The following is an 18337-nucleotide window of genomic DNA, read 5'->3' on the forward strand; positions in this document are numbered from 1 at the left end:
AATCTCTAGTCAGCTGATTCCCTAAATTGTTGCCGTCTCATTTCGAGACGGCTTTTTTTTACCCAAACGATCCCAAGTCCCACCAATTCGTCGCCGCAGAAATGGCCATGGCACCCCCCTTGCCTTAGATATTTCCAGAAGATTCTAAGGAGATACCTATGCGTCGCCAAAATGCTGCTTTCCGTTCCCTCTTATTAGGTGCTTTAGCCATGGTCACTGGTCTGAGCGTAAGCTCCCATGCTGCTGGACGATTCGAATACATGACAAAAAAACCAGTAGTTCCCAATTCTTCTGCAACTGCTCCGGTTGAAACCATTGTCTTGGCGGCCGATGGTCTTAGCTACAGAGCTTTTAAAGCAGCACAAGCTCAAGGACTCTTTAAAGAATTCACAAATGTAGGAGCTCACGTAGCCCCATTCCCTTCTATGACAGATCTTTCTTGGTCGACGATCCTGGATACAGCCAACATCTTTGGTGATGCCGGCCGTATTAAATCTGTAGAGGCTACTTATTTTGATGAATCCACACAATCTGTTCAGGGCGATCCGCGTGACTACTATCGCCGTTTGGCTTTCCCTAAATACTATATGGGAGCTTTCGACTCTTTCTTTAATCCGTACGTGGAAGGTCTTATGTACTTCCCAACGGAAGAGATTCCAAAACTTGAAGTAAAAACTGTTGTTGATGAGTTGACCTCAGGCCCTTCTAAGAAGGTCCTTTTAGGTTACGTGGGCGCCGTAGATTCGACAGCCCATACCCAACGCAATCGCCTTTTCCCAGTAATGAAAGTTCTAGATGCGGAAGTGAAGCGTCTTATTAAGAACTTTAAAGAAAAAGGCCGCGATGTTGAAGTCGTATTGATTTCAGATCACGGTAACATCGGTCGTTTTGCTGAAGGCCAAGACGAACAAGAATTAATTGGTGTTGATATCGTTCAGCCAATCGAAGATGCGGGCTTTAAATTTGTTCAGCAGCTTAAATCTGACAAAGATGTTGCGGCTCCACTCATGGCATTAGGCACTTGGGGCCCGGTTTATTTGAAAAACCGTCAGCACATGAACGCTGTTATCAATGAGTATCGCAAACAAGATTGGTTCGACCTTGCCGTGTATGTTAATAAAAACAACAGCGCAGAAACAGTGATGACTGTAATTTCTGCTAATGGCGAAGCCCAAGTTCAATACGACAAAAAAGCCAGTGTCTATTACTACTATAATGTTAAAAACAATCCGTTGAAGATTGCAGGCCCATGGGCTTCTTCAAAAAGTATCCGTAGACCGATTAAAGCTTCTGATGTCATGAACATCACAGCGTCGACTCCATATCCGGACTCTTTGTATCGTTTGATTGAGTCTGCTTCTGAAAGAAACTTCGACTATCCAGATTTCATTCTGACTTTGAAAGATGGCTATTTTATTAAGTCTTCTTTGGGTGCATTCACAAAAATGTACCGTACTCACGGTTCTTTGACGGCAAATTCAAGCTTCGGTTTGATGGCTTCGACGAAACGTGCGATCCCTGGTCAAATCCGCTCTAAAGACATCTTGCCTCACCTTAACGTCAACACTCGCGACCTTTTCGGCAAAACTTTAGAGAAGTTCCAACAATCAGGTTCTGCAGGCCTTGCAGTCGCTTTGAAAAACTACACTCGCGGTGTAGAAACCGAAGCGAAGAATCTGAATCAACAACGTATTTTCCAATACTTAACTCGCTTTGTATCGGACACTCGTCCATACTTTGTTGTTAGTGAAATCACGGCATTCAAAGATGCTTTCAAGTTTGATCCATTCAAACAAGGCGATGCCCGCACACTAGCTCCGATGAATTTCAACATCAGTAAGTTCGACATGACTGGGATGATCAGTCCTGAAGATGTTGGTGCAGTAACAGACGCTGTATTGACTGCTGGTTCTGCAGAGAACTTGATGAAAGATCCACGTGTTGAGCGCGTAAAAGATAAAATCGGCGTTCTTCAAAACGTTAAAATGGCTTCTGTTGAAAACAAAGAAGACCTTATGAACGGCGGCGGATACTTGGATAAAGTGAAAGAGATCCTACTTCCTGCAAAGCGTACAGCGATGAAGCTTTACCAAATTCCGTACCTTTTGGAAAAATCACTGCTTGTGCAAGAAAAACCGTACATTCAAGATACTCGTGACTTGCGCTTTGCTCAAGATTGGTTAGGTGCACGTGACACCGCTATCGACAAATACAAAACACTCGATACTTCTGCAGTTCCAGAGAAAAACCGTGTTCAAAAGCTTTTGAAAGAAGCCATCAAAGAGGCTGAACTCGAAGATCGCATCTTCCCAACAACTTTGGATAAGGTTTATAACCGCAACAATTTGGACGATCTTACAATCGTTTATGTCCCTGGTATTTATAACAGCATCTTTGACCGCGAAATCTTTAGCCTAGGTTTGAATGCCTTGGCTGACGAAAGAGGCTTGCGTGTGATTCAACCTCCGGTTGAGAGCACTTGTGCTGCTGACTTCAATGGCGACATTATCTCAGACTTCCTTAAAAACGATATGAAAACCCGCGTTGCTCGCGGAATGAAGTCTCCTCGTTACTTGATTTTGGGTTACTCGAAGGGTGCTGTAGATACGCTTCAGTTCTTCGCGAAGAACCCACAGTTTGTTTCTACCTATGTAAAAGGCTTTGTTGCTATCGCAGCGCCTTTGCATGGCTCTAGCATCTTGAATAAAACCGATCTTCCGTTTGCGCTGGTTTCCGCATTGTCTGAAAACTCAGGTCCTGAAATATGCAAAAAAGAAAAGGCCGCTGCAAAATCTCTTATTCCAAGCTCAATGCAAAGCTTCTGGAGAAAGAACGAAAGAAATTTAATTGGTCTAACTCGCTACTTCTCGGTTACTTTCGAAAGTGATCCTGAAGATTCGCATATCTTTATGAGAGCGACTAAGTTGATCGGTCAATTCGATGAAAACAATGATGGCGTTGTGACGACTTCATCTTCGAAATTCCCACACAATCTGGCGGCGCTAGACTTGGGAACAATCAAAGCCGATCACTTGGCAGGGATTCTGGCTTCTCGTTTTAATCAAAAAGCCTTCATGAAAGGTCTGATTAGCACGTTGAGCGAATTAGATGTGAACAACGACCGCAGAAACCTTGCATGGAATACCAAAGTGATCATGTCGGTAGCAAATGCTCACCCGATTAAAGATCGCATGTACTATCGTTTGACTTCGAAAGGTTTGGCGCAAAAGATTCACTTGGATAAAACAATTTTGAAAAATGGCATGGGCGATGTCGCTTCATTCTCGAATACTTGGGAATTGAACTACATGATCTTGCCAAGAATCAGTGATCCAGCGGATGACTACCAACCAGTTGTTGCTCTTCCGGCTTCACAAATTAAGTACGATCCTTACGGAGTTTTGGATGTCCAAAAACTTCCAGACATCATGGCGGGCACTCGTGTAACTCCGGTGTCTGTTCAGAATATGCCAAATGGAATCAATATGGAGTACAACCATAAGAACATGGTTCACTTCCGTATGGATCACCAGTTCAATTACGAGTCTCGTTCGCCGATGGGTAATGACGACAATGCGAAATATGGTTATGTGACTTCAGAGTTTGGTGGCGAACCAGCTTGGGTTGCGATGAGAAGTGCTAACAACTCAATCCGTATGACAACTTTGTCTTACCGTTTCTCTCCGGTAGAGTTCAGTAAGATGTCTTTGAAGCTTGCGGTCACTAAAGGCGTCAACGGTGCAGATCCAGTAAAAGGTAAGACTGGCAAAGATGACTCTGCTTTCCAAGTGTGGTTTACGATCCGTGATGGTCGCGCAAATGGCGATCGTGCAACGGTAGACACTAAGAACGACAAAGTCTTCTTGTTCGGTTACTACTGGGGCGATCAAGCTCCGGGTGAAAACCGTAAAGCTGGTGACATCTTTGAAAACTGGTATTCCAACAAGAATATCGTCGTAGCAACATTGCCAGAAGCGAAACAGTTGTTGTTAAACAATCAAGACATGCTTGGCAAAGCCCAAGTTTTCGAGCGCAGCCTTGTTGAAGACTTAAAACGTGCCTTCCCGAATAAACGCGTGGAAGACATGGACATCGTAGGTATCACTATTCAGCATGATTCTAACGATGCGGAAGATTCTTCCGAGGCTTTCTTCAAGTGGCTCAAGTTCATGCCATAACACAACCTGTGAAGAGAAAGGAATAAGGCCGGCGAGCGATTCTCAAAGAGTGGACTTAGAATACGGGAAACCAAGGAGGCACCATGGACCTTCAACATCCCGAGTCCACCCGTGAAAAAGAACGCGAACGAGTTCAACGCCCGCTGCCCGAACTTCCCGCCCCATTTAAATTTTCCACTGCCAATCAAGCTTGCTGGTACTTAGGTGCTTGCTTGTTGGCGCTGGGACTTGTTGGCTTTGTCGTTCCAGGTCTTTTCTATGCTCACTTAAATCCCACTCACAACGTCATTATGATTCTGACAGGTATCGCTTCGATCCTGCTGGGACTTACTCGTCCTGACTATGTCGCTAAAAAAGTCTGCTATGCGCTCGGCGGATTCTACACGTTTTTAGGAATTGCCGGATATGCCTTTGGCGTCCGTGCAATTTCCACCACCCGTCCTACGGTTTCAGGAATTCCGGAGGAAAGCTCCTTCCTGTGGAGACTTATTCCTGGGCGTTTAGAATTAGGAACTGTCGATCACGGTATTCATCTTGTGGTCGGTTTGATTTTTTTAGCTTGTGCCTACTTCACATTAAGAGGGTCTTCATCCAAAAGCGTGACTTGGCACTGACGACGGTATTTTTCTGCAAATTTTCAAGGGAGGATTTATGAATGCGATTTATTACGGAGAGGGGCGACGAAGTGTTTCGTCTCGGCTTATTTTTTTAGGCAGTGTGTTTGTTCTGCTAGGTATTTTGGCTTTGGCATTTGCCTCAGCGACAACTTTGACAGCGATGTTCGTACTTGGAGTGTTGTTGGTCTGCGCGGGAGCTGCTGAAATAATCTATGGTTTTCAGAACCGGAGTGAAGGACAGCTGTGGCCTCATCTGGGTTTTGGCTGCTTGGCATTGATCTGCGGAGCACTGATCTTTCTAAATCCTGTCGAAAACGTTTTGGGTTTTACCCTGATCATTTCCTTCTTGCTGATCGCAAGTGGTTTGGCAAAAGTCGTCGGTGCAGCCGCTGAGCGCTTTTTCGGTTGGGGCTGGGTTGCCGCCAACGGTGTGGCTTCGATTATTTTAGGTGCTATGGTTCTAAGATATTTTCCAGTCTCTGCGTTCTGGACCATTGGCGTTTTTGTGGGCGTCGACTTTATTATTGCGGGCGCGACCCTCATTGGGCTTGGATCTTCCATGAAGCGCGCCAAACGAGAACTCGCCGGCCAAGTGCGCTCGACATTGGGACCTGAACCAACAAGTCGCAAAACCGAGCGCGAAGAGCATCCATTTCATTGATGATAGATATAAAGCACAGTCTTCCTCATGACGACTGTGCTTTTCTTTCAGACTTAGAGATGTCTTTTTTCTTGGGGTTCATTCATCCAGTTGTTATTCAAGCCATCTGCATAGCGAATCGGACCGTTTATGAATTCCGACTTCTCGATGCCTTCGACAGTTGCCAAATTCACACTGACATACGCGCCACCAAGCACCTCTAAGTAACCTTCTCCATGGGTAGCAACCCCACAGGTTTTGCAGAAATAGTGATGCCCCGTCATGGTGTTAAACTGATAGTCGCTAAACTCGCCTTTGCCAGAGAGCAGTTTGAAAGCTTCGGGCTTAACGATCGTTCCCCAATAACGAGTTCTACTACAATAAGAACAATTGCAACGCCCACTCCCTTGAGAGGCATCCATTTCCACTTGATAAGATATTTTCCCGCAGTGACAGCTTCCTTTGTAAGTCTTGGTGCTCATAGGCTCTCCTTGTAAACGACAGCATGCTGTCATTTAGGGATCCTACGCCATTGACAGTAAGCTGTCAATATGCCAAAGTGAGACCTATGTCTAGACGAACTCCGGCGGGTGACGCATTCTCTTTGGTGGCAGTAAAGATCATGTATCTTAATGGAATTCTTATGGAAGCCGGAGACAACATGGCCTCTACCGCCGATCAATCATCCGCACGCTGGCGAGTTCTCGCCGCCGCAGAAATGAAACTGATGACGGTCGCTGAAGTCGCACGCGCCTTAGGTCTAGCAAGACAAAGCGTGCAAAGAATCGCCGACTCATTAAGTGAAGAGGGCCTTATTTCTTACAAAGACAATCCCACCGACAAAAGAGCGATGCATGTAGCTCTGACGGCTGCCGGGCGAAAAGCACTTTCGGCGATTCAGGCGAAGCAACGTAAATGGGCCGACGAGATTGGTGACAAAATGGGAGTCAGATCCCTTAAAGAAATCGACGTTTTACTGCGAGAGCTGATCCAAGCGCTCAAAGAAAGTTGATGCTTTGTAACAAGAAGGCACATCGGATCATGGCAGACTCTTCCCATCTTCAAAGGGTCTCGATATATTTTTCTGCATGAATAATAGAAAAAACGCCCAAGAATTTCCGCAAGAACTTTGGTCTTTATTTGACCGCTACGTCCACGGCGAGATGGATCGCCGCACTTTCCTGAGTCACGCACAAAAATTCGTCGTGGCAGGACTGACGATTTCTGCCCTTTGGGAAAGTCTTCGCCCGAACTATGCGTGGGCGATTCAAGTCCCTAAAGATGACAAACGAATTAAAACGGAAGATGTCACCGTTTCTTCCCCGCAAGGCAATGGAAAAATTCGTGGCCATCTTGCAATGCCTGCAAAAGCTGGAAAATACCCTGTTGTATTGGTTGTCCATGAAAATCGCGGATTGAATCCATATATCGAAGATGTCGCTCGTCGTTTAGCGGTGGATGGCTTCATTGCTTTTGCACCAGATGGGCTCACCAGTGTCGGTGGCTATCCTGGTGACGACGAAAAAGGCGGCGAGCTTTTCAAAAAAGTGGATCGCGAAAAAATGACCGAAGACTTTATCGCATCCGCTCGTTGGCTGAAAGCTCGTCCAGACTCTACGGGCAAGCTGGGAGTCGTCGGCTTCTGCTTTGGCGGCGCGATTTCTAACACGATGGCTGTCCGAATGGGAACAGACCTGCTAGCGGCCGTTCCTTTCTATGGCTCACAACCAGCAACGGAAGATGTTCCAAAAATCAAAGCGGCTTTGCTAATTCACGATGCTTCTTTAGATGAACGTATTATGAAAGGCTGGCCTGCATACGAGACAGCGCTCAAAGCAAATAAGATCAATTATACTCACTATACTTACGAAGGCTCTAATCACGGCTTTCATAACGACACAACACCACGCTATGACGAAAAGGCCGCGAAACTTGCGTGGACAAGAACTGTTGATTTCTTCAATAAGTATTTAAAGTAAATCTAAGTTGGCTTGTAGCTACTGATATTTTCGAAGAGTTTTGTCATTTTACGGTAAAGCTCTTCGATGTATTTTTCGGGATCCTTACCAGAGCGAGCACACTCTTCTTCAATTTTTTCGATGCAGGTCAGATCTTGGCAAATAAGATATGACGAGCTGACCTCAGCACTCATAGCAACAGAAAGCAGGCCGATTTGATCGGAAGTTCCGTAGGCGTGACACCAGTTACAGAGACCTCCTGTGGGCTCGGCACTTGGCGGCGTGCGCTTAAACGCAACACCGCGGGGTAAATCCCAATTCGGTCTTTTGAAAATTAAGTACGTATAGACGCCCGAGGACTCTTTCCAAGTAAAATAAGAACGAACATTTAATGGGTATTGCAGGTTTTCAGGAAGAACGAGTTTCTTTTGATCTCTTGAGCGAAACGCTTTCACCAGATCTTCTTCAGACTCGATAGAAAAGAGGATTTCTCTATTGAATTTACTAATCTGGGATAACATCGCTCCTCCTACTCACCCTTTGCCATTTTTTCGAGTTCAGCCCAACGAGCGTAAGCCTTTTCGATCTTGGATTGTGATTGAGAAATCATCATGTGCAACTCTTGCAAGCGCTTAGCGTTGCTGACCACTTCTGGCGAGCCCGCTTCTTGTTGCAACTTTTCGAGCTCATCTTCCATACCAAAGATTTTTGCTTCCATGCCCTCAAGTTCGTTTTTCAACTTAAAGGACATGCGTTGGTTTTTGCCACCAGACTTTTCAGTAGCCGTACTCTCCACAACTTGTGGAGCTTTTTCTGCTTCTTTCTCTTCGTCCTGAGCAAACCATGCTTCTTCCCACTGTAGATAGCCCACAAACTTTTCAAGCTTCTTCACAGGGTTGTCCCTGCGCGGGAAACTTAAGATGTCTGTCGCCACTTGATCCATGAAGTAACGATCATGGGTTACGATAATCACGGCGCCGTTAAAGTTCTGAATCGCATCACTCAAGACTTCCAGAGTCGCCACATCCAGGTCATTGGTGGGCTCATCCAGAATCAAAACAGAAGCATCTTTCAACATCAATTGTGCCAAACGCAAGCGGCTTTGCTCGCCACCCGACAATCTTCCAACCGGAAGATCCATCTGTTGGCGCGAGAATAAGAATCTCTCAAGGTAGCTTCTGGCAAAAACATATTGCCCCTGCAACGAAACATAGTCGCCATCAGGGCAGATATTTTTTAGGACGCTCTTTTGCATATCCAAGCTTTCGCGGTTTTGCTCAAAGTAAGCGACCTTCACTTTATCAGATAAAAACACACTTCCAGAATCAGGCTGTTCCTGACCCAGCATCATTTTAATCAAAGTACTCTTACCGCTGCCGTTTTCACCGAGCAAAGCCAGACGAGTCTTTGGCGTAATCAAAAAACTAAAGTCTTCGATCAAAGGATTGCCAGAGTAACCCTTTGTCACGTGTTTAAGTTCAATCAGCTTTTGCGGATTTCTTTCCGCATCCCCAAAGGCAATCCCCGCCACACGATGACGATTTTTATCAACAATGGCCTCGGTGCTATCTTGCAAATCATGCGCGCGATTAATACGTGCTTGTTGCTTCTTAAGACGCGCGATCGCACCACGACGAAGCCACTCGGTCTCGCGACGAAGAGTGTTCTTCATAACGCTCTCTAAGCGCGCTTGTGCCGCCAAGAGCTGCTCTTTGGATTCGACGTACTGAACATAGTCGCCGTTAACGATTAACAGGTTGTTTGGATTGCGTGGATCTAAATCAAAGACCTTATTCACCACACGCTGTAAGAACAAACGATCATGCGTGACCATCAAAAATGCAAAAGACGCTTTCTGCAGAAACTCTTCCAGCCAAAGGATACTTGTGACATCGAGATGATTCGTAGGTTCATCCAGAAGTAGCAATTCTGGTTCTAAAACCAATTCCCTCGCCAAAGCCACTCGCTTCTGCCAGCCACCGCTCAGTTCAGAAACTAAAAAGTCTTCTCCGAATTGTGCAAGATCTAAACGCGCAAACCACTCATAAGCCTCGGCGATCACGTCATGGGGATCTGCCGCGTGGCTCATCAGAGCCTGAATGATAGTCTCACCTTCTTTAAACGTCGGAGTTTGCGGAAGAAAGCCTAAACGTAAACCTTTTTTCGCCGTCACTTGACCGCTGTCCGCTTTACTGGTGCCAGCCAAGATTTTCATCAACGTGGATTTACCGGCGCCGTTAGGACCGACCAAACCGATTTTATCTCCGTCCTCAATACCAAGGCTCACGCCCGAGAAAAGCACTTTACCGGCAAAAGATTTTTCTAACTGATAACTACTGATTAACAAGGCCATGGAAACTCTGAACTTTCATTCTCTTCTTGCGTGGTTTTCAGCTTCTGCAAAAACTCTTCGCGGCTTAAATAGGACCCACCGAAAGAAGCCGTCACTGGTGTAACCATCTGTATATCCATCCACTCAAGTCCCCAAGATTTCAAAACCTGAATGAGTTGATACAATGCCAGCTTCGAAGCGTTAGGAGATTTATAGAACATACTCTCGCCGCTGAAAACCCCTTTTACGAAAACCCCGTAAATTCCCCCTACAAGTTGCTGATTATGCCAAACTTCGAGGCTGTGTGCGTAACCCGCCTTATGAAAATCAATATAGGCCTTCACCATTCCGGGCAAAATCCACGTTCCTTGCTGTCCTGGACGAGGTTGTTTAGAGCATTCCCTGACCACCTGAGGAAAAGCGCGGTCTATCGTGATTTCAAAGTCCCCTGCACGCTGTCGCAAAAACTTCTCGAAGCTATGGGGTATGTGAATATTTTTGAACTCAATAATCCCGCGTTTTTCAGGAGAGAACCACAAAAGAGGATAATCTGGATGAGGCCACGGAAAAATCCCCATGCTGTACGCTGTGTAGAGGGTCCCCACATCCAAAAGCCCGCCGACGGCAAGGACTCCTTCGGCCATCGCGTCACGGGGATCTGGAAAATCAACAGAGGATTGAAAATGTATTCTTTTGGGCACCATTACTGTACTTCAGAAAAATCCAAAGTCAGCGCTTGGTCAAGCAGGGAAATGATCTCATAACCGTCAAGAGAGACGCTTTCTTGATCATTATAAAGCTTAATGCCGACCACATTCCAATAATGAGGCCATTCTTCATAAAGTGTCTGAGCTGAAAGCATCACAGACTCGCCACGATCCCCCAATGGAAGTTTCAACATTGGATTTTCACGCAAGTTCTTATGAAGGCCCTTCAAAGGCATCGTCAAAGGCAAAATTCTTTGTCCATCGTCAGAGGCCATACACGGACCACGCATAAGGATCGTAGGAACATCGCCCGAATAAGCGACGCCTTCTGCTTGTAGGACGATTTCAACATTAGGATATTTTTCGCAGGCATAAACCTTAGACCCGCTTTCGTTTTTCACCAAGAAAAGTCCTAAAGATAAACCCATGCTTTCCTGAGTTTTATGGACCTGCAGACCTTGAATCAAAGCGTACTTCGCAAGCCTTGAGAACTCTTTGTCAGAAGCTTCGCTAAGATCATAGTAGTCCGTACCGACAGAGCTAGTAGCGCGTCCGTCGAAAGATGCAATCCCGCGCTTTTGCAAGAAGAGGTGATCCGCCAGGTACAATCCCCCGATCAACAACAAAACCACACCTAATAAAACTCGGCTTTTTTGTGATTTCATCATAACTCCTACTTATACTCACACTTCAAGTTAGCTTGATCAGCCGCAGTTGGCAGCTCACGCTTCAAGAGAAAATCCAGAACCTGCAACATCACCGAAGAGGTCGAGCTGTTTACGTGCTTCAGCCCCAAGACGTGACCAAGTTCATGAACAAATAAGCTTTCTAAGTGAACATCCAACTGAGACGTCGGCGTGGTCACATAGTAAGAATAATATTGGGCATCGATTTTAATATCCGCTTCAACCAATTGGTTGTTGTTCCAAGAAAGAGAACTCATCGCCTGAAGTTTTTTGTCGCTTCCCCAAGGATTCATCCAATAAAAGACGTTGCGATTGTCTTTAGCAGGAGTCGACGCTTGTGCGGCCTTTTCAAAAATGAAAAGAGTTTTATTCAAAACGCTTTCCCATTTTTGCGCGGCATTTTTCAACACCATTTCATGTTCAGGTGGAAAAGTTGGATCGAGGTAAATCTTGATCGGAAGACTTTGCTTCCAAGAAACTCTTTGCCCGTAACTGTTTTGGACAAAACCGCAGTCTGTTTCAGACGCTGTTGCTACCTTTGTTTCGGTTGGTGGCCCCACTTTCGGTCCACGTCCACAGGCCAAAATGACATGCACAATCAGTAAGCTAGTAAATAGATACTTTTTCATCTGACCTTAATTCTAAATAAGTTTCGCCCTAAATATAAGATGTCCCCGACTTTTAAGTGCCCCAATCTATGCCACATCGCGGTAGGTACGGACCTTGCTCTAGCCCTCACATGGACCTGGACTTTGGTCACAATGACACCACTCGGGAGGGGAACCGTGAACAGTATGAGAACTCTTTTTGTTCTTTTAACTCTATTAGTTAGCCAATTTGCATTCGCCGAAAGTATTTCGATTCCTCTAAAAGTAGTTAAGAAGCCGGCGTCAGACCTGGTGTCTAACGGCGCCGTCCTGGAAGTAGGACAAGCTGCTACCATGGCGAAGCAGGGACAAGATCTCAGTATCTTGAATCCCCAAGAAAACAAAATGTGGCAGAACCAGAAGTATGGGATGACCGATGCAACTCAGCCTCGCGAGGTTGCAGTTCGCTATCAATCTTCAGAAGCGCAGTTGCCATTCACCTTCATGGCGCGCGTACAGTCCGGTACCAACCCTGAAGTTTTCTATCGCTTAAGCTTAAGCCGCATGACTCATACGACTTTGATGCGCGCAGCTTTGATGAAAAAACTGGGCTATTACGTCCCGACTCCTCAGTATTCAAAAAACCTTCGCGTGTATTTTAAGAGTGAAGAAGAAAAAGCAGATTTCTTAAGAATGGCCCAAGAAACTATGATCTCGGATTTCGAGAGCCGTGGCTGGGTTACCGAAAATGACACCAAAAACCACTCTTTAGTTTTCTCGGACGCGATGTTGGAACCTGCAACCAATGACTATTTCGACATCCAGTGGGGTTATGCACCAGATCCAAACGATCCCTCGCAGGTCTCTGTGGTACAAAGGTTCTCTCGTTATCGTGCCTATCGTGCTTTGATTATTCCTTTCTCACTCGTTGATCTTCCTGAGAGTGTGAACCGTTTCTCTGCTAAATTTGCCTCTGTCCTTTCTGGTCACATCGTGATCACTCATCCAGCCGCAGAATCTTTCTCTGCTTGCTCTTATGAAGACGCAAAATGGTTGGTTCGCCGGTTAAATCAATTTACAGAACAAGACTTCAGAGACATCGTTAAAGCCGGTGCGTTCCCTCAAGAACTTGAAGAACTTATTTATGCAAAACTTCTTTATCGCGCCAACAATGCGATGGAGCTTTTCGGTCTTTCAACTCCATGGAAATTGCCAAGCTTAAAAATTAATTCTGCATCAGGTCTTGTGAAAGACGGCAAAGTCACTCGTGAAATGGTGCCAGGATATCCTCAGCGCTTTGCTCACGGTGATCGTGAAAGCCCGTTCAAAGATGGCGATTTCGAGCGCTATTTGGGTATCCGCGGTCGCACAGCTGCGATCATGACAGCGATGAACCACATCAACGAAAAGTTGGACATTCTGAGCGTCGGTGACCTAGTTCTTAAAAGACGTTTAGATGTACAAAACAAAATTATTGAGCACATCAGTAAAAATCCTGAAAAGCCTCTTTACCAAAACGTCGAAGCTTGGGGCGGTCCGGTTGGTGGTTTCAATATGGCAGCCACTCGTAGTGTCAGCACGGGTACTTACTACGGCAGCCAAGCAGCGATTCAGCTTGTCGACAATATGTCTGTCGCTGCCCGCCTTGGTTTCTTCATGGCTCTGGATGGCGTTCCAAATGTAACACCGATGGGTGGCGCGAACATCATGGTGCAACGTGATTACACTCACGTGCGTCCTCTTCTTTCAATCACTGAAGGAACAAAAGTCGAGTGGAAAAACCTGATCATCCCTAAATACATGCGTTCACTGACCAATGTTCTTTCTAAGGAAAAAAACGAGGACGGTAAGTTCGCTATCGATGCTATGTTGGGCGAACTTCGCGAAGGTGAAGTGTTCACTGTCACAGACTCTGTGACACTTGCGGGTTATGCTCAGATCAGCGCATCTATCGACGTTCTGTTGGGTATCACACCACTTAGCTTTATGAATACTGTCAGCGTTGGTGCTGATGGTGCTCGTGTGATCCTTCGCCAAACAAGCTTTATGCGCACAGCTGATGGCGTTCAGGTGTACGTACGAGAGCAAAGTAGCAAAATTTTTGGTCTTAGCTTTGATGTGAACTACTTCATCAATGTCATGAATATCCGTGCTAGCACTAACACGACGGATCTTCACACGGATACGTTCGTGATCGACTACAACCCAGCTTTGGGTGAATACGTTGATGAAGGTCAAACAGACCAGCAGTTCGTAAAAGACTTCATCGAGACCCGCGACAATCTTCGTCCTGCGTTGATTGCTCTTTTCCGCGGAAATGATCCCGAGATCTTGTACTCTCGCTTCCAATACAAGAAGTTTGAAATTGACCACGAATTAAAAACTAAAGAAGTTCGCTCGAAGTTCTTGGCAATGCGTATGGATTCTTTCAACGAAGATCATTTGTTGAAGATCACCTACCCTGCAAGCCCAGATGCTCCAGAACTAAATCCGAAAGACGAGCAAGTGATCTTGTTCTCGAATAAACGTGGAACTCTTGTCGGTCGTGACCTCTTAGGTTTTGCGACGGACTGGATCCAAGGCATCATCAACAAAAAATGGGGTAATGCCAAAGTTGATCTAGGTAACGGCGAAGATCCAAATCCAGCGAATACGCCATTTGGTAAAGCTTACTGGAGAATCGTTAACACAGAAACAGACCTGACTCCGAAAGGCGAAACATATCCAAACGTCGCTATTCTTCAACACGTCTGGGGCGGCTGGCACTTGAACTCTAAAAAGTTCATGAAGCTGATCGACGAAATTCAAGGTCAGTTTAAAAACACGCCGCTTGCACCATATCGTTTGATCGAGCCAGAAGCTTTCGCAAATACCACTGCGATTAACTTCTACCGTGTAACCGCTCAGCTTTCTGTTTTGCCAGGTGGTCTAGACAAAATCCGTGATCTTTTGGTTCAACCGGACTCTGTTGGAAAACCAGCGCCAAAACCAAATATTATCGAGAGAATTCTGCACAAGCTCAGCATTAAAGATGGACGCCCACCACGCGCTGGGGACAAAGAGTTCTTCGAAGATCTTTTGAAAATCATCGGCAACGGTGATCTTGAAAAAGGGCGCATGCTTTACGAAGTTGAATGCAAAAACAATAAGGCCCCTCCTGCAGGAGCAAGTGGCAGCGTTCGAGGAGACGACACGACGACTTGGCTTCATGGAACTCGCTACGAGTGTCTAGAGAACTGGACAAAGAAACTCATCAACTTGTCTGCGGAATATCCAACACTCAAATCCCAACAAGCACGTTGGACTTCGGAAGTTCTTTACATCTTGGACGAGCAAATTCCTTTGCCACAACTTCTTAAGTACTTGGGCGAAGAAAACTATGTATTCGTCGTTCGCATCAACGGCTTCCGTGAGGGCGATGAAGATGGTGACCTTGAATACTTCTCAAATACTTTGGGCGATCCAAAAACAAATATCGAATATGCCAATGGTTTGATTTCGATGTTTGCAACGAAGACTCGCATTTCTCCGATTGAACTTGATAGATCACAGGCAGGTTTCCGATGAGACATTTGATTCTCTTTCACCTAATCACTCTTGCAGGCATTTATGCTTTTGGCGCCAGCGACTTGTTTGGCGACAAACAATGGGGTCTCCACAACGACGGAACTTCACAAATTATTGACTTGGATCCGATGCACACCTACCGCGTGCCTGCGCGCTCGGGTGAAGACGTGCATATGCCGTCAACGGTCAATGCTTCTAAAAAAGTGATCGTAGCCGTTCTAGATACGGGCATTCAAAAGAATCACCCGGATCTAAAAAACAATATCGTTCGCAAAGAATCCGAGTGCCGCGCACTCGAAAAATTCCTAGCGTGCGAAAAAGACAAAGATCGTAAGGAATGTGAAACAAAGTGGATGGATCCAAAAAATCCAGAAGTCGATCAAGACCGCAACGGTTACCCGATGGATTGCCAAGGCTGGAGTCTTATGGGCGGCAAAAATGCAGCCGGCATCTTAGGACGCCCTGACTTTGACGACGATCAAGGTCACGGCACCCACGTTGCTGGCATCATCGCAGCTATTGCCAACAATGGTATCGGTGTTGCCGGTATCAGCAACAACGTCGCGATTCTTCCAGTCCAAGTTTTGGGTGAGCAACCCAGCGAGCCGATCAAGCCTTACTCGATCGATCTTTCTCCGTCAGATGAGCAACGCCCGCCGATGCGCAGTCTTGGCGACAGCGTTGCTCGTGGTGTGATCTATGCGATCAACTCTGGCGCGCAAGTGATTAGCTTTTCAATGGGTTGGCCTGCTGGTCAGGATTCTGATTTGATGAGAGAAGCCATCGCCGAAGCTCAACGTCGCGGCATCATTATTGTTGCAGCGGCGGGAAATGACTCTACTCGTGCACTTCTTCGTCCTTGTACTTATCCAGGCGTAATCTGCGTGGGTGCAACAGGTCCGGATGGAGCGCTGGCTCACTTCTCGAATTTTGGTAGTGGTGTTGAAATCGCGGCTCCAGGTGTGAATATTCTGAGCACTTATCCGGAAGAAGTACGTCCGGTGCGTTTCCGCTCGACTCTTGGCTATGAATATCTTTCGGGGACTTCACAAGCTACCCCTTTCGTCACCGGTGCGGTGGCTGAACTTTTGGCTCGTGGAGTTCCTTCTTCTGAAATCTACCCGCGTTTAGTTTTGGGTTCTCGTGCTCTTCAGACAAATCTGAATTTGGTTGAGAACTTTAAAGGCGGCTCACAAACAATCACAGCTCCAAACACAGCAACACCAAAATATCTTTTGGCGGGGCAGTTGGATGTAGCTCGTGCTCTTTCTGTTTCGGCACAACCACTGATTGCGCCTGCAACTAAAGAGAAAATCGAAATCCAATGGAATCGTCAGGCTTCCAGCCTGGATGTCGAAGTAAGTCTTATCAATCGCTGGCAGGCTGTTGATTCATCAAAAGTGAACGTTCAATTCTACTTCTCAAAACCGCATGCCGAATCCGTTCGTCCTGCAGTTTTGGCAGTAAATCCAAAACAAAATTACTCTGGTACTTGGAATCAAAATGAGGTCCGTACTTTCTTGGTGCGTTTGCAAACAGCTCCACGCATGCCTGGCGAGTTGGACCTTATCGGCCAAGTGACTTTGCCAAGCGGTACACAAAGACGTTTTATTATGGATGTTGATGTGACTGTGCCGGTTTCTCCTAACATGAAGGACGCTGATGTACAGATCCTTCCGATTACTGGTTTGCCAGAGGAAGACCGCCTGTCTTTCATTCCAATTGATGAAAACTTGGATGACCGTCCTCAGGCCCGCGACTATGTCGCCTATACTGAAGACGATACAACCCGCAAACTTTGGTTAGTAAAACAAGATTCTCGCAGTAAATATCAAGTGGTGGGCGGAACAGAAATCGAGCTTGAAGGTGAAGCCGACAATCTGCGTTCCCAAGTTTCCACTCGTCTTGACATGGATATGGATGGCCGTAGCGAATACGTTTTGGGCTTCCTTGAAGAAAGCGAAGATGAAGAAACTAAAACTTCGATGCAATTCTTTGTCTTTGACCAAGACTTGCGCCTGAAAACCAAATTTAAGTACGTCAGCGAAAAAGCGTTGATCCCATACCAATTCTCTTGGCACTTAAGCCACGGTAAAAAATTGCCGGCATGGGTTGGTGGCGGAAAAGATCCACAAAAAGAACGTTCATTGCGCGATCGCTGGGAAAACCCAACTGGTCATGAGGCTATAAAAACTCGCTTCTACTATATGGAAAATGAAACCACTTTGCGCAGTCTCGAAGACTACCAAGGCTTCAAATTCGTCGATGTGCTTGAGCCGAGTCCAGCACAAGTACTGCGCGGAGCCGTTTCTGTCCTCTTAACTAAAAACGAAGGCACCGAAGCAAAATCTTCTTTCTTGTACAAGTTTGCAATTGCTGAAGTCATCGACGGTAAAGTGCAAAACTTCTCTGAGATGGATTTCTTCGGCGACGATGGCAGCTACAGAAATATTTTTGAAACTCGCGTAGACAGAAGTCTCTCGACAAACGCCGATAACCGCATTTATTCCGGTAACTTCTGGTTCGGTGAAGGCAAATTGCGCGAACAAAGAATTTCTCAGTACGACAACAAGAACATGGACATTATCGACGGCCATCTTCAAGCGCAGAATCAACAAACAGACTCTGCTCTGTGGGTACGCGCGGCTTTCTCGGGCGATAACAGAAATGGCGCCTTTGTTCTTACAAACAGTGAAATTCAGTATCACGATCTGGATCGTAACAACGTGGCGTCTCATAGCATGGAGCGCTACACCTTCTATCCAGACATGCTGATGACGAATCTGTACTACCCAACAACGCTGGGTGATTCGAAAAACTCTGCGATGCGTCTTCCGGCTCTCTTCACAACTGAGAAATCCGGACTCAGCCGTGGAGTCAAAATGTTTGTCCCAGTTTTTGCAAGAGACTCAAAAGTTATCGAAGTGGTGTCACCTGCGCGCCTTAGATTCAAATCTATGGGCTGCATTCCGATGGAAACTCCGGTTTTTGTCGGTGGCTCTACGGGTCATGCTTTGGACTATATCTGCAAAGACAAAGTTTTAAGAATTCCATTGAATTACTAA

Annotated in this window: 13 protein-coding genes; 7 read left to right on the forward strand and 6 right to left on the reverse strand. The window is 46.1% G+C overall.

All coding sequences use genetic code 11. The features are described from left to right. Positions 1-158 precede the first annotated feature (158 nt). The 3 genes from ACLWBB_RS16150 to ACLWBB_RS16160 all read left to right on the forward strand — a co-directional run bounded on the left by ACLWBB_RS16150 (position 159) and on the right by ACLWBB_RS16160 (position 5456). Positions 159-4178 (forward strand): hypothetical protein, encoded by a 4020-nt coding sequence (locus tag ACLWBB_RS16150; protein WP_413288591.1) that lies wholly within the window; start codon positions 159-161, stop codon positions 4176-4178. A gap of 83 nt (positions 4179-4261) precedes the next feature. Beyond that, complete coding sequence (locus ACLWBB_RS16155; protein WP_413288592.1) at positions 4262-4792, forward strand: hypothetical protein; 531 nt, start codon at positions 4262-4264, stop codon at positions 4790-4792. A 37-nt stretch (positions 4793-4829) separates the two neighbouring features. Then, positions 4830-5456 (forward strand): HdeD family acid-resistance protein, encoded by a 627-nt coding sequence (locus ACLWBB_RS16160; protein ID WP_413288593.1) that lies wholly within the window; start codon positions 4830-4832, stop codon positions 5454-5456. Between the two features lie 53 nt (positions 5457-5509). Here the strand turns inward: ACLWBB_RS16160 and ACLWBB_RS16165 are convergent, their stop codons facing one another. Continuing rightward, complete coding sequence (locus tag ACLWBB_RS16165; protein ID WP_413288594.1) at positions 5510-5917, reverse strand: GFA family protein; 408 nt, start codon at positions 5915-5917, stop codon at positions 5510-5512. An 86-nt stretch (positions 5918-6003) separates the two neighbouring features. On the opposite strand from ACLWBB_RS16165, the gene ACLWBB_RS16170 reads away from it, so the two are divergent. Then, complete coding sequence (locus tag ACLWBB_RS16170; RefSeq protein ID WP_413288595.1) at positions 6004-6447, forward strand: MarR family winged helix-turn-helix transcriptional regulator; 444 nt, start codon at positions 6004-6006, stop codon at positions 6445-6447. Positions 6448-6523: 76 nt separating this feature from the next. Then, positions 6524-7414, forward strand: a complete 891-nt coding sequence (locus ACLWBB_RS16175; RefSeq protein ID WP_413288596.1) for a dienelactone hydrolase family protein — start codon at positions 6524-6526, stop codon at positions 7412-7414. 2 nt (positions 7415-7416) lie between these two features. Here the strand turns inward: ACLWBB_RS16175 and ACLWBB_RS16180 are convergent, their stop codons facing one another. Genes ACLWBB_RS16180 through ACLWBB_RS16200 form a run of 5 tightly spaced genes read right to left on the reverse strand, consistent with a single transcriptional unit; the run spans position 7417 to position 11747 of the window. Then, positions 7417-7914 carry an FBP domain-containing protein gene (locus ACLWBB_RS16180; RefSeq protein ID WP_413288597.1) on the reverse strand — a complete coding sequence of 166 codons (498 nt, stop codon included), beginning with the start codon at positions 7912-7914 and terminating at the stop codon, positions 7417-7419. An 8-nt stretch (positions 7915-7922) separates the two neighbouring features. Then, positions 7923-9746, reverse strand: coding sequence for an ABC-F family ATP-binding cassette domain-containing protein (locus ACLWBB_RS16185; RefSeq protein WP_413288598.1), 1824 nt, complete (start codon positions 9744-9746; stop codon positions 7923-7925). Further along, positions 9734-10429, reverse strand: a complete 696-nt coding sequence (gene aat / locus ACLWBB_RS16190; protein WP_413288599.1) for a leucyl/phenylalanyl-tRNA--protein transferase — start codon at positions 10427-10429, stop codon at positions 9734-9736. The genes ACLWBB_RS16185 and aat overlap by 13 nt, the downstream gene beginning before the upstream one ends. Then, on the reverse strand, positions 10429-11100 hold the full coding sequence (locus ACLWBB_RS16195) for a hypothetical protein (RefSeq protein ID WP_413288600.1): 672 nt from the start codon (positions 11098-11100) through the stop codon (positions 10429-10431). The genes aat and ACLWBB_RS16195 overlap by 1 nt, the downstream gene beginning before the upstream one ends. A gap of 5 nt (positions 11101-11105) precedes the next feature. Next, positions 11106-11747, reverse strand: a complete 642-nt coding sequence (locus ACLWBB_RS16200; protein WP_413288601.1) for a matrixin family metalloprotease — start codon at positions 11745-11747, stop codon at positions 11106-11108. A 165-nt stretch (positions 11748-11912) separates the two neighbouring features. Here ACLWBB_RS16200 and ACLWBB_RS16205 point away from each other — a divergent pair, with 165 nt between their 5' ends. Together ACLWBB_RS16205 and ACLWBB_RS16210 are read left to right on the forward strand one after the other, a co-directional pair. Further along, a complete protein-coding gene (locus ACLWBB_RS16205) occupies positions 11913-15272 on the forward strand; it encodes a hypothetical protein (protein ID WP_413288602.1) in 3360 nt (1119 codons plus the stop codon). Further along, positions 15269-18337, forward strand: a complete 3069-nt coding sequence (locus ACLWBB_RS16210) for a S8 family serine peptidase (RefSeq protein ID WP_413288603.1) — start codon at positions 15269-15271, stop codon at positions 18335-18337. Before ACLWBB_RS16205 ends, ACLWBB_RS16210 begins: the two co-directional genes overlap by 4 nt.

It is taken from the genome of Bdellovibrio sp. HCB337 (assembly GCF_047302465.1).
GTDB lineage: Bacteria > Bdellovibrionota > Bdellovibrionia > Bdellovibrionales > Bdellovibrionaceae > JACMRP01.

What these genes read in the sequence shown, in the direction of transcription:
- ACLWBB_RS16150 (WP_413288591.1), top strand. Translation starts at nt 159, where the DNA reads ATGCGTCGCCAAAATGCTGCTTTCCGTTCCCTCTTATTAGGTGCTTTA.
- ACLWBB_RS16155 (WP_413288592.1), top strand. Translation starts at nt 4,262, where the DNA reads ATGGACCTTCAACATCCCGAGTCCACCCGTGAAAAAGAACGCGAACGA.
- ACLWBB_RS16160 (WP_413288593.1), top strand. Translation starts at nt 4,830, where the DNA reads ATGAATGCGATTTATTACGGAGAGGGGCGACGAAGTGTTTCGTCTCGG.
- ACLWBB_RS16165 (WP_413288594.1), bottom strand. Translation starts at nt 5,917, where the DNA reads ATGAGCACCAAGACTTACAAAGGAAGCTGTCACTGCGGGAAAATATCT.
- ACLWBB_RS16170 (WP_413288595.1), top strand. Translation starts at nt 6,004, where the DNA reads ATGTCTAGACGAACTCCGGCGGGTGACGCATTCTCTTTGGTGGCAGTA.
- ACLWBB_RS16175 (WP_413288596.1), top strand. Translation starts at nt 6,524, where the DNA reads ATGAATAATAGAAAAAACGCCCAAGAATTTCCGCAAGAACTTTGGTCT.
- ACLWBB_RS16180 (WP_413288597.1), bottom strand. Translation starts at nt 7,914, where the DNA reads ATGTTATCCCAGATTAGTAAATTCAATAGAGAAATCCTCTTTTCTATC.
- ACLWBB_RS16185 (WP_413288598.1), bottom strand. Translation starts at nt 9,746, where the DNA reads ATGGCCTTGTTAATCAGTAGTTATCAGTTAGAAAAATCTTTTGCCGGT.
- aat (WP_413288599.1), bottom strand. Translation starts at nt 10,429, where the DNA reads ATGGTGCCCAAAAGAATACATTTTCAATCCTCTGTTGATTTTCCAGAT.
- ACLWBB_RS16195 (WP_413288600.1), bottom strand. Translation starts at nt 11,100, where the DNA reads ATGATGAAATCACAAAAAAGCCGAGTTTTATTAGGTGTGGTTTTGTTG.
- ACLWBB_RS16200 (WP_413288601.1), bottom strand. Translation starts at nt 11,747, where the DNA reads ATGAAAAAGTATCTATTTACTAGCTTACTGATTGTGCATGTCATTTTG.
- ACLWBB_RS16205 (WP_413288602.1), top strand. Translation starts at nt 11,913, where the DNA reads ATGAGAACTCTTTTTGTTCTTTTAACTCTATTAGTTAGCCAATTTGCA.
- ACLWBB_RS16210 (WP_413288603.1), top strand. Translation starts at nt 15,269, where the DNA reads ATGAGACATTTGATTCTCTTTCACCTAATCACTCTTGCAGGCATTTAT.